Below are 14,045 nucleotides of genomic sequence, written 5' to 3' on the forward strand. Positions count from 1 at the left end.
GCATCCAACCCGGCCGCCCTTCACAGAACCTTAAGCCTTAGCCCCTAGGATTTCTCTCGGAAGGCTCAAGGAACCTAATTTACATATCATATGAATCCCGGCACGTTAACCATTCCTTCGCGAAACGAGAATTTCACCGGTCTCGACCGGATTCCCCCCTATCGATTCTATGGACGGGTAACCGCCGTCCTCGGCATGATGATCGAAATTGGCGGCATTCAGAGCGCCATTTCGATCGGGGATCGGTGCCGTATCCTGGGTCGCGGCAAGCGGCCCGTCCTAGGTGAGGTAGTGGGCTTTCGCGATGGGCGGGCCCTTCTCATGCCCTTCGGCTCGCTGGAAGGGGTTGGCCTTGGCTGCAAGACCGAGCTGGTGGATACCGAGCCAGTCGTCTACCCAACGGCCAGCTGGCTCGGCCGCGTCGTGAACGCGATGGCCGAACCGGTCGATGGCCGGGGGCCTTTATCCCAAGGCAATCTGGCCTACCGTTTGCGCGCCGCCCCGCCTCACGCAAACGAACGGCAGCGGATTGGCAGCAAGATTGATCTTGGTGTTCGCTCCATCAACACCTTCCTCACCTGTTGCCGTGGCCAGCGCGTGGGGATTTTTTCCGGTTCCGGTATCGGGAAATCTGTCCTTTTGTCGATGATGGCGCGGTTCTCGACGGCCGACGTCAACGTTATCGGGCTTATTGGGGAGCGCGGGCGGGAAGTGCAGGAGTTCATCGAGGATTACTTGGGTCCGGAAGGGCTTGCCCGCAGCATCGTCGTGGTTGCAACCTCGGACGAATCGCCGCTTCTGCGTCGCCAGGCCGCCTATCTGACGCTCGCCCTTTCGGAATATTTCCGGGATCGCGGTAAGGATGTTCTTTGCCTGATAGACAGCATCACGCGCATCGCAACGGCCCAACGCGAGATCGGTCTTTCGGCCGGCGAGCCGCCGGCAAGCAAAGGCTATACGCCAAGCGTCTTTGCAGAGTTGCCGAAACTTCTCGAACGCGCCGGACCTGGGCGCCGGGGAGAAGGCACCATCAGCGGGATCTTTACTGTCCTCGTCGAGGGAGACGATCATAACGAACCGGTGGCGGACACCGTTCGCGGAATCCTTGACGGGCATATCGTGCTCGATCGTGCGATCGCCGAACGGGGCCGGTTTCCACCGGTCAACGTTCTGCGAAGCGTCTCCCGAACGATGCCGGCATGCAATAGCCAGGAAGAAAACGCGCTCGTGAGCCGAGCGAGGGCGCTCATTTCCGCTTATGAGGACATGGCCGACATGATTCGGATCGGTGCCTATCGCAAAGGCAGCGATGCGAAAACGGACGAAGCGCTCCACTACCACCCGCTGCTGGAAACGTTCCTGCATCAAAGCCATAACGAATGTTCAAGTCTGCAGGAAGGGTACGAGCGACTTGCCAAGATTATGAACGACGCGCCGGCAGCGTCCGAAGGTAATGCGGCATGAGCCGCCTCAAAAGTCTTATCCGGCTTCACCAATGGAAGTTGGACGAAAAACTTCGTGATCTGCGAGAGCTGGAACGCCTGCACAGTCAGTTACAGGATCGCTCCACCAAACTCAATCTGGAACTCGCTGCAGAACAAGCGATTGCGGAAAAATCCCGAGAGGCCAGTTATACCTACGCCAATTATGTGGAAAGCGTTTTCGAACAGCAGCGAAACCTGAAACAATCCATTTATGAAACCATCAGCCAAATTCAGGATTTGGAGGAGGCGGTAGCCAAGGCATATCGCGAATTAAAGAAATACGAGCTGACCGAAGCGAATCGACGGCAACGCCAGAAGCAAATACTGGAGCGTCATCAGCAGAATGACCTTGACGAAGTTGCGCTGAATCTTCATCGGCGCCGACCCGCGGGGCTAGCCTAGGCGCAGTGTTTTTCGGATTTTCAACCGGCTAGACTTCGAGGCCAAGCCCCGCCGTAGGGCTTTCGCGAAGCGGGGTCGTCACGAAGGGCTCGTTGGCGCGAAACATAAGATTGCCTTGAAGAGCCGAATTTTCGCAGCAACTCCCAAAAATTGAGCGGATTTCCGTCGTCATGAAGACGGGCAGTGGATGGCGCGTTCGCAAAATCAGATCGAAATGTCGCCCATGGTAAAGGCCATCCAGTTGCAGGTCGCCAAGACGGCTTAGGCTTACCTCGACGATGATCCGTGTGCCGCCGTTTCTTTCCTCGCCGCCATGACGGCTGTCATGGTGGCGGAGAAAGAGCTTCGCTTGGTGGAGGTTGTTCCCGTAAAGAATCGGGAACAGCATCGTTCGCCAATCCTCCTCGCCGCGCAAGGCCAAACGGCTAATTTGTAGAAACTCATCGGAAAGTCGCTGGGCCAACGCTCCCTTGTTGACCTGCTCGAGATCGTGCAGCAGGCGTTCGCCGAGCCAGTCCCGGATGTTGCCTTTCACCAAGGCGGAGAAATAATGCAGGAGCTTCGCAGCCATGTCCGTGCCGATCCGCGGTATCGTTATGTTCAGCAGGGTTGCCTGAAGTGCCGGGTTTGTTTTTCCGAGTATTTGTAGCGTTTCTTTCAGCGCCGCCCATTCCGCCGCGAGGGGAATGGCGATCCGTGAGATGGCTTCGGCGGCGGGCCGTGACGATGGCGGCTCGAGCAGCTCGAAGGTCAATACCACACCGATCGGTAATTCGGCCCGGATAGGCAGCGTCAGCTGACCGAGGGGCGTTTGCAGGATGGGCTGTCCTTGGCTGTTGGTTCCGAGAACGGTTCCGGAAAGAATCGTTCCGCCGGAGGCTGCCGTCGTTAACGGGACGGCAGGCATTGGTGCAACTGCCCCCCCGCCCGGCATCTGGAGAGAAAGAATGGCGAGGCGGACCGGGATTTCCTGCCGTGCCGCCGTTTTTAGCAAAGAGACGGCGGCCGAGGGGGTGTTGGATTTGGCTGTCTCCGACACAAGAGTTGCGACGATGGCTACCCTTTCGGTGTTCCGGCCTATTCCTACGCTGGCGCCGCCGGGCGGGCCCGGCTGGGCAAGGAGAGGGACTTGCGGCTGGGGTATGCCGGAGGCGGGTGGCGAACCCCCGCCGCCTCCCACCGGGAGTGGCGGCTGCGCTGCGGCTGATAGGGGAGCGGCGCCACCGCTTACCGGTTGTCTCCCCTCAACCGATAGGACGATTGCCTGCAGCCGGGCACCGACCGCCCGCACCTCAAGCTTGACCTCGGCCCCTGCCGGCAAAATCAGCCGGGTCGTCAGGGCAAGCTGCCCGTGCTCGGTGCGAAGCAGCGTCTGGCCGCTTTGATCCTGTCGCAGCACCGTACCGACGATCATCGTCCCGGAGGCCAGCTTGGCGATAGCCGGTGGCGAACTGGTGATGGTGGCCAGCGAAGTGGGACCTGCTTTCGGCGGCACCGAGGTGGGAATCGAGGAAGGTGGTTTGACGTCGCTCATTTTCTCTCGACAAGGCGTCTCGCCAGCGCCTCTACGTCCTGGGCGGCGTCGCAATTCGGATAGCGGGTTAGAAGCGGGGTCTGGGTGCGAATGCTGGCCTCGACGTGCGGGTCCCGGCGGACGATGCCGGCCAATGGCAAGGCAAGCGAGAGGAAACTTTCACAAGCGCGCCGGAGGACGGCGAAGGTACGCTCGCCGTCCGACGCGCTTTTCGCTTGGTTTACGACGATCCGTATGTCCGCGTCGCGATGCTGCGTCGCTCGCAGTTTAATATAGGCGTAGGCATCAACAAGCGAGGTTGGCTCATCGGTCAGCACGACAAGCGTTGTGCCGAAACTCTCGGAAAATATTTGAACACTGGAGGAAAGGCCTGCCCCAAGGTCGACGACGACATCGTCGTAGTGCTCGGAAAGCGCTGTCAACTCGCTTCGCAGAAAATGCAACTTCGGTCTTCCGAGAGCGGCGAGATTTCCAGCTCCGGAACGGCCTGAAAGGACGTCGAATCCACCATCTGGGTACGAAACGGTTGCCTGCCGAAGCCCGATTTTTCCTTCGATGACGTCCGCAATATCCCGTTCCGGCATCAGGCCGAGTTGGACGTCCACGTTTGCGAGACCAAAATCGCCATCGAAAAGAAGGGCGCGCCGTCCGGCTTTGGCGAAGGCGTGGATTAGGCTGATAGCAAGCCACGTCTTGCCGACGCCACCCTTCCCGGAAGCGATAGCGATGATGTTTTGACCGGCGGATCGAGGGGTTTGCGCCCCAAGGGCGGCAGTTTCCAACATGATTTATGTCATTTCTTTTCGCGAAATTGCACGTGCCGCTACATAGGCCGGCATCATGAAGCGCGCCAATGAGACGGGATTGATCGGGTGTAAGCTTTCCGAGATTTTCGGTGTCACGCTGACGTTTGAGAGATTCAAGCGCGCACGCTCCGCCGCTGCCAGCACGCCGCCAAGGCGCCGCGCCATGTCGAGGCGGGTGATCAGAAGTCGCCGAACCCCGAGGCGGCCGAAGATATCGCCGACCTCCTCCATCTCGTGCAGGTCGCCGCCGGCGGACAGAACGAGAACCGGTTCCCCACCGCTAGCCTCGATGAAGGCTTTCAGGGTAGCGATGTCCTCCTCGTCGTAAGGGTTGGTGCCGGCGCTGTCGATATAGGTGAAGCCGTGACTTCTTTCCAGCGCCAGCAAATCCCGAAGCGCGCCCGGGTCTTGGGCAACATGCAGCCGCGTGCCAAGGATCTTCGTGAAGGACTCGAGTTGTTCGATGGCGCCGGCGCGCTTGGTATCCGTCGTGATGACTGTGACGGGCTGTTTTTTTATGGTGGCGCTTGCGGCAAGTTTGGCGATGGCGGTCGTCTTGCCCATGCCGGGCGGGCCGATCAGCAAAAGAGGCACACTCACTGTCCGGTCTGAAAGAGGGAGAAAATGAAAATGCGAATCGAGGCCGGCCGCAAGTCGGAGTATTGGGTCGTCTTCTTGGATGGTTTCGGCGATCGCCAAAAGCTCAGAGGCCAGATTCTCCGAGACCCCGTGATAGGCTAACGCCTCTTCAATAGGTTGAAGGGTGGCGCGGCTATTTCCCCTCGGCGGGCGCGCTAGGATCTCCTCCGTCTCGATGGCGACGCTCACCCGAAAGCCGCCCGCCTCGGGGTCTTCCGTCGTGGCGACGATCACCGTATCGTCGCCCTGGTCCTGCCGGGCCAGATTCAAGGCGGCCGCCATCGTCGGTGCTGTGAACGACTTCAAGCGCATGCCATGGATTTCCCGTTAGATCTGGCCAAGCGTCTTGATCCTTGCCTTCGGGTGGATTTCATTTTGGGAGAGGACGGTCGTCATCGGGCGGAAACGCTCGATGATCGAACGGACATAGGGCCGGATGGCGGGACTGGTCAAAATGACAGGCTCTTCTCCCATCATGACATGCCGCTCGAAGGTTTGGCGGACCTGCTGGATGAAGGCCTGCAGGCGGCTTGGCGCCATGGAAAGCTGTCGCTCCTCGCCTTGGCCGGCGACCGACTCCACAAAGGACCTTTCCCATTCAGGACTCAACGTCAGAATCGGGATATAGCCGCTTTCTGTCGCGTGCGTGTCGCTGATTTGTCGGGCGAGACGGGAGCGGACGTGCTCGGAAATCGCCGTGATGTTCTGGGTAAAGCCACAGGCTTCCGAAACGCCCTCTAGGATGGCCGGAAGATCGCGAATGGATATGCGTTCCCGAAGCAGGTTCTGGAGAACGCGCTGAACACCTCCCAGCGATATTTGGCTGGGGATCATATCCGCCAGGAGCTTCTGCTGCTCTGCATCGAGGTCGTCCACCAGCTTTTTTGTTTCGCTGTAAGACAGCATCTCCGCCATGTTGTCCTTTACGACCTCAACCAGATGCGTCGTAATGACGGTGGTAGGCTCGACAACCGTGTAGCCGCGGAAGGACGCTTCCTCGCGATAGTTTTCCGTTACCCACATGGCGGGCAGACCGAACGTCGGCTCAACCGTTTCTTCGCCAGCCAGAGGGATCTTGTCGCCGCGCGGGTCCATGACGAGGAGCAGATTCGGCCGAATCTCTCCACGGCCGGCGCGAACCTCCTTGACGCGAATGGTGTATTCGTTCGCCGTGAGCTGCATATTGTCCTGGATGCGCACGGACGGCATGACGAATCCCATTTCGCTGGCCAGCTGCCGGCGAATGGCCTTGATCTGCTCGGTGAGCCTCGGGCCTCGTTCGTCGTTGATCAGCGGCAGCAGCCCGTAGCCAAGTTCAAGGCGAATGTTATCGATGTGCAGGATCTTCGCGATCGGCTCTTCCGCCACCGGCGCGGGCAGGGCCGCGGCCTGGTCGGCTTCGGCAGCTTCCGCCGTTATCTGGCGCTGTGAGAGACGCCAGGCGGCCCCGCCGGTAATACCGGCAAGCAGCAGGAAGGGCAGCATCGGTATGCCGGGAAGGAGTGCGAGCGCCACCATCAGCGAGGCGCTTAGGCCCAGTGCTCGCGGGTAAGTAGCCAGTTCCCCGAAAATAGCCTTGTCCGTCGAGCCGACGACGGCTGACTTCGACACCAAGAGACCGGCCGCGGTCGAAACGATGAGGGCCGGGATCTGAGTCACGAGGCCATCGCCCACCGTCAGAATCATGTACGTCTCGCTTGCGTCGGCAAGCGTCATGCCTTGTTGGGCGGTTCCGATGATAATGCCGCCCACAATATTGATGAAAGTTATGAGAATTCCGGCGATTGCATCGCCGCGAACGAACTTTGCAGCGCCGTCCATAGCGCCATAGAAGGTGGTCTCGTTCTCCAGCGACTTCCGTCTTGTCTTCGCTTCCTCTTCGTTTACAAGTCCGGAGGACAGGTCCGCATCAATGGCCATCTGTTTGCCCGGCATGGCGTCCAGGCTAAAGCGGGCGGCGACTTCCGCGATCCGTCCGGATCCCTTCGTGATGACAACAAAATTCACGATGATGAGGATGGCAAACACGATCATTCCGATGACAAAATTTCCGCTCATGACGAAACCGCCAAAGGCCTGGATAACCTTGCCGGCGGCATGCGTTCCTTCGTGGCCATGCGCCAGAATCAGGCGTGTCGAGGCGAGGTTGAGGGAAAGACGCAGGATGGTTGCAATCAGAAGAATCGTCGGGAACGAGCTGAATTCCAGCGGTTTTGCGATGAACAGCGTCGTCATCAGGACTAGGACGGAGAACGTGATGGAAATCGCGAGCGAAATATCGAGAAGCCAAGGCGGCATCGGCAGGACGAGGACAACCAGGATACATACGATGCCAATGGCAAGGGCAACGTCGCCGCGCCGCAGCGTGCTGCTCAGGCGGTCCAGCGGGTTCCCGGCCATGAGCGTCGTTTTGGTCGTTATCTCTGCCATATTCGCCAATTTCCGAGCGGCCTAGCCGCTCAAGTAAACAAAGCCTTATCTATGTGAGCAGCGAGTCAAGGCCGCCAGGCATCGGCACAGCTGCCCCTTCCTCGCTGTACTGCTTTAACTTGTTGCGGAGTGTCCGGATCGAGATACCAAGAATGCCGGCTGCGCGGGTGCGGTTGCCAAGGCAATGGTGCAACGTATCGAGGATCAGTTCGCGCTCGACATCGGCAACCGTACGGCCAACGAGCTGCGCCGCCTTGCTCTGCTCACTGGATTCTTCGACCGCTTCCGCATCCCCATCTCCATGGATCGAGCGGGCGTTCAACAAGATTGCTTCCGATTCGAGTTCGCTTTGCTTGGCGATCAAAACCGCCCGATGAATCGTGTTCTCAAGCTCGCGCACGTTTCCGGGCCAGGTATGTTCAAGCAATCGGTTAAGGGCCGCCAAGGCAAGATGTCGCCTAGGGATATCGTTGAGGTCGGCGTATTTTTCCGCGAAATGTTCCGCAAGTGCCGCGATGTCTTTTGGCCGGCTGCGAAGAGGTGGAATAACTAAGTTCATGACATTTATGCGGAAATAAAGGTCTTCACGGAAATTGCCCTTACGAACTTCTTCCTCCAGGTCGCGGTTGCTGGTTGCGAGAAGTCGGATATCAACCTTCACCGGATCGCCGCCGCCGACGCGGTCGATTTCTTGTTCCTGAATTGCGCGCAGCAATTTTGCCTGGAGGTGGAAGGCAAGTTCGCTGATTTCGTCAAGGAGCAGAGTGCCGCCGTTTGCTTCCTCGAATTTTCCGATACGCCGCGCGATGGCCCCCGTAAAGGCGCCTTTTTCATGACCGAAAAGTTCCGATTCAAGGAGATTTTCCGGAATCGCCGCGCAATTTACGGAAACAAATTTCTTTTTCGCCCGGCGGCTTTTATGGTGAATAAAACGCGCCAGAAGTTCCTTGCCGGTGCCGGACTCCCCAGTAATCAGTACGCTTGCATGGCTGGGCGCGATCCGTTCGGCAAACTTCAGGGTCTTTTGCATTATTGGATCATTGCAGACGATGGCGTTGTTCTCTTCCGTCACCGCTTCGATGACGGCGGCAATCAACTCGGCGTTCGGAGGAAGTGGAACGTATTCCTTGGCGCCGGCTCGGATGGCTTGGACGGCGGCCTCCGTATCCGAACCGACACCACAAGCCACGACAGGCACGTTGATGTGCTCAGATTCCAGGCGCTTGATCAACGAGCCAATATCCAGTGTGACATCCACCATGACCAGTTCCGCCCCGCGGCCGGAGCGAAGGGCGTCGAGGGCCGCGTCAATCGTACCGGCATGATCCACCGACGCGCCGCGTTCGATGGCGATTTTACTGGCAGCGCCAATCTGGCCGTTTAGCGAGCCAATGATAAGAAGTCTCATGCCGTTGTTCCTTTCCAAACCTAGTCAAAGAATTGTACGCGCTTTGCCGGCGGTAGAACCGTGTTGATCTGCGTTTCCAAACGGCGGGGATTTTCTTGTCGGCAGATCGAAGTCGTGCCAAGCAGGTACACGCTGCGCGTCAATAGCTCTTCCGTGGAATTTCGCTCCAGTTTTGAGGCCAGCGGCGAAAAGACGACGTTTGCCAGGATTGCGCCATAAAAAGTCGTCAGCAGTGCAACCGCCATGCTTGGCCCGATCGAGGATGGATCGTCCAGGTTTCCGAGCATTTGGACCAGCCCGACAAGCGTCCCAATAAGTCCCATCGCCGGTGAGACTTCGGCCGCCTTGCGCAGAATGCTTGTGCTCTGGGAATGGCGGGATGCGGTCGCCTGAATGTCTTGACGCATGATCTTCTCGACTTCTTCACCTGGCGTACCGTCAATGACCATCGTCAGCCCTTTGTGAAGGAAGGGCTCGCTCTCCAATTCATCGAGGGACGACTGAAGATTGAGCAGGCCCTGTTTGCGGGCCATATCGGCGAATTCAAGAATGCGATTCGCGGCGTCGGTGGGGTTCTGGCCAGGTTTGAACATGGCTTTCATGATGACCTTGCCGGCGCCCAGCATTTCGGGCAGGGAAAAACAGGCCATCGTTACGGCGAAAGTGCCGCCAAGGACGATGCAGATCGACGGGACGTCAACGAAAGCCAGAGGGGATCCACCAAGCACCATCGCGATCGCGATAAGGGCAAAAGCGCCCACGATGCCACCGACTGTCGCAATATCCATTGGGTCTGTTTCTTTCCGGCTTTTCTTTGCGCAAACCGTCGTCTAGCGGTCGGACTTGATGATCTCCGTCATAGTCACGCCAAGCCGCTCATCCAGAACGACGACTTCGCCGCGAGCCACAAGACGGTCGTTGACATAGATGTCGATTGCTTCGCCGACTTTGCGATCGAGTTCAACGACGGCCCCCCGCCCAAGCTTCAAGAGCTGGCTCACCTGCATCGTCGAGCGACCGAGCACAGCCGAGACCTGCACGGGGATGTCGTAAACCGCCTCAAGCCCGGAGAGGATGGCGGCGGCGTCGTCTCCCTCGTCCGAATCCGCTTTTTGGGATGCCTTTGGCTTCGCCCTCGAGTTGGTCTTGTCATCCGGCGGCGGCGCTTCTTCTTTCAGCTCTTCCAGATTTAGATTCTCTTCATTGCTCATCATTCTCTCCTGGGTCTTGGCTTACCCGAAAGGCTTCCGGTTTCTCACCGGGGACGGCTTCCGGCTCCGTTTTTTTGGATTTCCCGGCGATTGGGATGACAGGCTCCGCCCTTTGGGTGGCGGTAGGGGGTTTTTCGGCGGCCGGCAATGCTACTTTTTCGAGTTGGTCGGTGAACCGACGCGCGGCCTCCTCGATTTCCTTCCAGAGGCGCACCTCGTCCTTTTCGGCGCCGCCGTCCGCCCACTCGATTCGGCAGTCCGTGAGATTGAGAGAGTCGTCGGCCAGCAGGACAAGCTTGCCGGCAAAACCAGCCATAGCCGCCGTCGAGTCGATACGCGCGCGCAAACCGTCCAGCAAGCTATCGTGAACGCGAACCACAACCCGCGGCTCGTCGAAACGGTCCGCGAGGCACTTTCGGACCATCGCCTCGATTTCCGTAAGCGCGCCGCGTTCAGAGATTTCCGGAATGATTTTTCGCGCGACTGTCATGGCAAGTTCGGCTGCGTCGCGGGCGTTGGATTTGCTAGCTTCGGATTGGACAGCCTCGAGTTTGGCCATGCGATCGCCAACAACATTTAAAGCCTTGGCGGCAAGACGCTCCGTATCCGCTTCCGCCTCTTTGCGTCCGGCCGCTTTCCCATCCTCGAAACTTTTCCGACGGGCTTCCTCGATCTCGGCTTCCGTGTAGGTAGGAACGGCTTGTCCTATACGCTTGAGAGCGGCCGGATCCGCGAAATCTATTTCAAACAGGAATTTTTTTGTCGGCTGCATTCCGTCCACCGCTTAGTACACAAGCTCGTCATCGCCACCGCTCTCGCTGATGACAAGTTCGCCGCGCGCCGCCAGATCCTTCGCCGTGTTGACCATGTAAGATTGTGCTTCGTCGACTTCCCGCAGGCGAACCGGTCCCATCGCCTCCATGTCTTCGCGCAGAATTTTTCCTGCGCGTTCGGACATGTTTTGAAAGAAAAGATTTCGAATCACTTCGGAGGCGCCTTTCAGAGCCAAGGCAAGCCGGTCTTTTTCCACGTTGCGCAATAGGGTCTGGACACCGCTTGCATCAAGTTTGCCCAGGTCTTCAAAGGTGAACATCAGCGCTTTGATCCGCTCCGCGGAATCACGGTTGCGCTCTTCGAGCGAGGACATAATTCGCGCCTCGGTGGCACGGTCAAAGTTGTTGAAGATTTCTGCCATCATCTCATGGGCATCGCGACGGTTCGTGCGGGCCAAGTTGCTCATGAACTCGGTTCGCAGGGTCTTCTCGATACCGTCCAGGATGTCTTTCTGGACGACTTCCATCCGAAGCATTCGCAGGACGACTTCCATTGCGAATTCCTCAGGCAGGATTGACAGCACCCTTGCCGAGTGGTCCGCCCGAATTTTTGAAAGAACGACGGCGACGGTTTGCGGGTATTCGTTCTTGAGGTAGTTCGCGAGGACTTCCTCGCTCACGTTTCCCAGCTTATCCCACATGGTCCGGCCGGCCGGTCCACGGATCTCGTCCATGATGCCGTCGACGCGATCCTTGCCGAGTGTCTTTGTCAGGAACCGCTCGGCGCTTTCATAACTCCCGACGAGGGAACCGGTGGCGGACATTTGGTCAAGAAAATCATTGAAAAGGCGTTCGATAACCGTCGAGCTGACGGAACCAAGGTTCGCCATCGCCTGGGAGATGTCCTTGATCTCCTCGTCGTCCATGAGCGAAAAAACGCTTGAGGCCTGTGCCTCACTGAGCGACATCATAAGGATTGCCGCTTTCTGTGGCCCGTTTATGCTCTGGAAGTCGTCTTTTACGCTACTTGGATTCGCCATCGGCTATCCCCGTTCCTGAGCCATCCAACTGCGGACGACGCCGACCGTTTCTTCCGGATGCTTGTCCACGATTTCTCCGATCCGCTTCACGGTGGAAGCGCGGACCCGGCCTTCAACCTTCTCCATATCGATCATCGATTCCGGTTCTTCTCCTCCTTCATGCCCCATCGTGCCTGACCCGGCGGCAAACGCCTGCCTGGGCGCCCCCAAGGCGGGCGTTTCAAGTTCCCGCTGATCGGCCAGAAGCCGCTGCCCTTCCGCCATGGCTTCGGGGATCACGCGAATGGCATGGGTGATCAGTGGCCGCACGACGAGAAGAAGCACGAGCACCGCCACCACCGTCAGCACCATGATTTCAGCCATCCGGAAATAATCCGACTTCGTCAGGCCAAGAAACTCCAATTTCGGAATTTCTTCCGGCATGACTTCCGGACGGACAAACGCCATATTGACAACCTCTACCTTGTCGCCGCGCTCGACGTCATAGCCGATTGCCGTGCGGACTAGGGAGGTGAGCTTTTCCAGTTCCTCCGCGCCACGCGGTTGATAGACCTGGTTGCCAGCGGCGTCGTTTACGTAAGTTCCGTCAACCAATACGGCGACGGCAATCTGCTTGATCGTGCCGCTCTCTTGCGTGTGGGTTTCGATCGTCTTGGTAATTTCATAATTGACCGTTTCTTCAACGCGCGAAGACTGGCTGGAGTTTGTAGGCCCGTTTTCCGCGCCGATGGCTTCCGCTCCAGGCAGGTTTCCGGCAATCGTGACAGGCGCTTCGGTCTTGTCTTCGAGGTTGGACGCTTTTTCTTCGACCGTTTGGGTCGAACGAACGACTTGGCCGTCCGGGTCATAGCTTTCGGAATTCGTGATGGTGCGGTCAAAATTCATATTGACGGAGACACGCGCCTGCACCTTTCCGTCTCCGACAGAGCGCTCAAGAAGGTCAATGATCGAGGCGGCCAGGCGGGTTTCATAGGCTTGACGCGCTTCCGACGCAGATGTTGCCGTGAAGCCGGCCTCGTTTTCGCCTTCGGTAATGCCCCGGGCAAGCAGCGTCCCGCTGTCATCCACGATCGAGATATTTGTCGGCTTCAGCCCGGGAACGGCGGCAGCCACCAACTGCTGGATCGCAAACACTTGTGCCTTGTCGAGACGGCGCCCGCCCTGCATTTTCAGGATAATCGAGGCGCGAGGTTCCATTTTCTCGTGGCTGAACAATTCGCGCTTTGGGATGACAAGGTGCACCCTGGCCGAACGAATTGACGCAATGGCACCAATGGTTCGGGCAAGCTCACCTTCCAGCGCGCGCAGCAAATTGACATTCTGGACGAAATTCGTGACGCCCAGCGATTCGGAACGGTCAAAAATTTCATAACCAATTGACCCGCCCCGGGGGAGGCCTTGCTCGGCGAGTCCGATCCGCAGGCGAAGCACCTTGTCCGAAGGCACCATGACCTGCGTGCCGCCGCCGTTAAGCTGGTAGGGCACCGACATGCCTTCAAGCTTCGTGACAATCTGATTGCTGTCCTCCGGGCTGAGATCTCCATAGAGGAGGACCATGTTCGGAGAATTAAGGTGTGTCGTGAGGAAGAAAAAGAACCCAATGAGGGAAAGGCCCACGACGGCGAAGATGAGCAACCGTCCCATCCCGATTTTTTGGAGCGTTAGGTGCAACCCATTCACAGTGGCGTCTCTTAAGTATGTTTTTGGACTATACGAGCGTGAGGCCGATGACGACCACGCTCGAAACGCTACCGTTCATAGGTGAATAGGAAGTTAACCGCAGGCAAAATTTGCCTACTTGAGGCAGCAACCGAAAATTAACCGTGGGACATGCGCCGATCTGAAAAATCGGGGACAGTGCAAAAAATTACAGGGGCCCGCCGGTAGATCCCGGGTTGGAATTTCGGTATTCTTGAAGCCGTGTCACGCGAAGACCGTGGACACCATGGCTGTCAAACAAGCGCTGCCAGGAGAGAAATTCCTCGATCGACAGGGTATAGCGCTGGCAAGCCTCGTCCAGGCTCAACACGCCGGTTCGAACGGCTTCGACCACTTGCGCCTTGCGACGGACGACCCACCGCCGAGTATTGGGTGGGGGCAGATCATCCAGCGTCATCCGCTTGATAACAGGTCTCATCTTGGCCGCGTCGCCGTTCCTGTCCTTCATTCGCCTCTCGCCGTTTTGTGCTTCATCTGGCTCATTACTCCTAAGGCGGAGTTGTACCCGTCCCAGCTTAAAAAACCGCTAAAGGATAGATCGGATTTTAGAAGTTGGCGGCCCCGGCTACGGCGAGGGACCAAAGCCGGGGCCGCCCAGG

Annotated in this window: 13 protein-coding genes; 2 read left to right on the plus strand and 11 right to left on the minus strand. The window is 58.2% G+C overall.

The features are described 5' to 3' along the window. Positions 1-90 precede the first annotated feature (90 nt). Both fliI and AB1781_00105 read left to right on the plus strand, forming a co-directional pair. The gene (gene fliI / locus AB1781_00100; GenBank protein ID MEW5702983.1) at positions 91-1,464 is read left to right on the plus strand and encodes a flagellar protein export ATPase FliI; all 1,374 of its coding nucleotides are present in this window, start codon (positions 91-93) and stop codon (positions 1,462-1,464) included. Continuing rightward, positions 1,461-1,886: a hypothetical protein gene (locus AB1781_00105; protein ID MEW5702984.1), complete on the plus strand. Its 426-nt coding sequence runs from the start codon at positions 1,461-1,463 to the stop codon at positions 1,884-1,886. Before fliI ends, AB1781_00105 begins: the two co-directional genes overlap by 4 nt. Positions 1,887-1,914: 28 nt before the next feature. Here AB1781_00105 and AB1781_00110 read toward each other — a convergent pair whose 3' ends face one another. The 11 genes from AB1781_00110 to AB1781_00160 form a co-directional block, all read right to left on the minus strand. Then, positions 1,915-3,420, minus strand: a complete 1,506-nt coding sequence (locus tag AB1781_00110; protein ID MEW5702985.1) for a hypothetical protein — start codon at positions 3,418-3,420, stop codon at positions 1,915-1,917. Further along, on the minus strand, positions 3,417-4,205 hold the full coding sequence (locus tag AB1781_00115) for a MinD/ParA family protein (protein MEW5702986.1): 789 nt from the start codon (positions 4,203-4,205) through the stop codon (positions 3,417-3,419). The genes AB1781_00110 and AB1781_00115 overlap by 4 nt, the downstream gene beginning before the upstream one ends. A 3-nt stretch (positions 4,206-4,208) precedes the next feature. Beyond that, on the minus strand, positions 4,209-5,177 hold the full coding sequence (locus AB1781_00120) for a GTPase (protein ID MEW5702987.1): 969 nt from the start codon (positions 5,175-5,177) through the stop codon (positions 4,209-4,211). A 15-nt stretch (positions 5,178-5,192) separates the two neighbouring features. Continuing rightward, positions 5,193-7,265, minus strand: a complete 2,073-nt coding sequence (gene flhA, locus AB1781_00125) for a flagellar biosynthesis protein FlhA (protein ID MEW5702988.1) — start codon at positions 7,263-7,265, stop codon at positions 5,193-5,195. Positions 7,266-7,344: 79 nt separating this feature from the next. Continuing rightward, positions 7,345-8,703, minus strand: a complete 1,359-nt coding sequence (locus AB1781_00130) for a sigma-54 dependent transcriptional regulator (protein MEW5702989.1) — start codon at positions 8,701-8,703, stop codon at positions 7,345-7,347. 20 nt (positions 8,704-8,723) lie between these two features. Beyond that, positions 8,724-9,491, minus strand: coding sequence for a MotA/TolQ/ExbB proton channel family protein (locus AB1781_00135; protein ID MEW5702990.1), 768 nt, complete (start codon positions 9,489-9,491; stop codon positions 8,724-8,726). A 42-nt stretch (positions 9,492-9,533) separates the two neighbouring features. After that, positions 9,534-9,914 carry a flagellar motor switch protein FliN gene (gene fliN, locus AB1781_00140; protein MEW5702991.1) on the minus strand — a complete coding sequence of 127 codons (381 nt, stop codon included), beginning with the start codon at positions 9,912-9,914 and terminating at the stop codon, positions 9,534-9,536. Then, positions 9,904-10,686: a FliH/SctL family protein gene (locus AB1781_00145; GenBank protein MEW5702992.1), complete on the minus strand. Its 783-nt coding sequence runs from the start codon at positions 10,684-10,686 to the stop codon at positions 9,904-9,906. Before AB1781_00145 ends, fliN begins: the two co-directional genes overlap by 11 nt. Before the next feature lie 12 nt (positions 10,687-10,698). After that, positions 10,699-11,727: a flagellar motor switch protein FliG gene (gene fliG, locus AB1781_00150; protein MEW5702993.1), complete on the minus strand. Its 1,029-nt coding sequence runs from the start codon at positions 11,725-11,727 to the stop codon at positions 10,699-10,701. Positions 11,728-11,730: 3 nt separating this feature from the next. Then, the gene (fliF, locus tag AB1781_00155) at positions 11,731-13,407 is read right to left on the minus strand and encodes a flagellar basal-body MS-ring/collar protein FliF (protein MEW5702994.1); all 1,677 of its coding nucleotides are present in this window, start codon (positions 13,405-13,407) and stop codon (positions 11,731-11,733) included. A gap of 187 nt (positions 13,408-13,594) precedes the next feature. Further along, the gene (locus AB1781_00160) at positions 13,595-13,894 is read right to left on the minus strand and encodes a DUF1153 domain-containing protein (protein ID MEW5702995.1); all 300 of its coding nucleotides are present in this window, start codon (positions 13,892-13,894) and stop codon (positions 13,595-13,597) included. Positions 13,895-14,045: the final 151 nt, after the last annotated feature.

The sequence above is a fragment of the Pseudomonadota bacterium genome, assembly GCA_040752895.1.
Lineage (GTDB): Bacteria > Pseudomonadota > Alphaproteobacteria.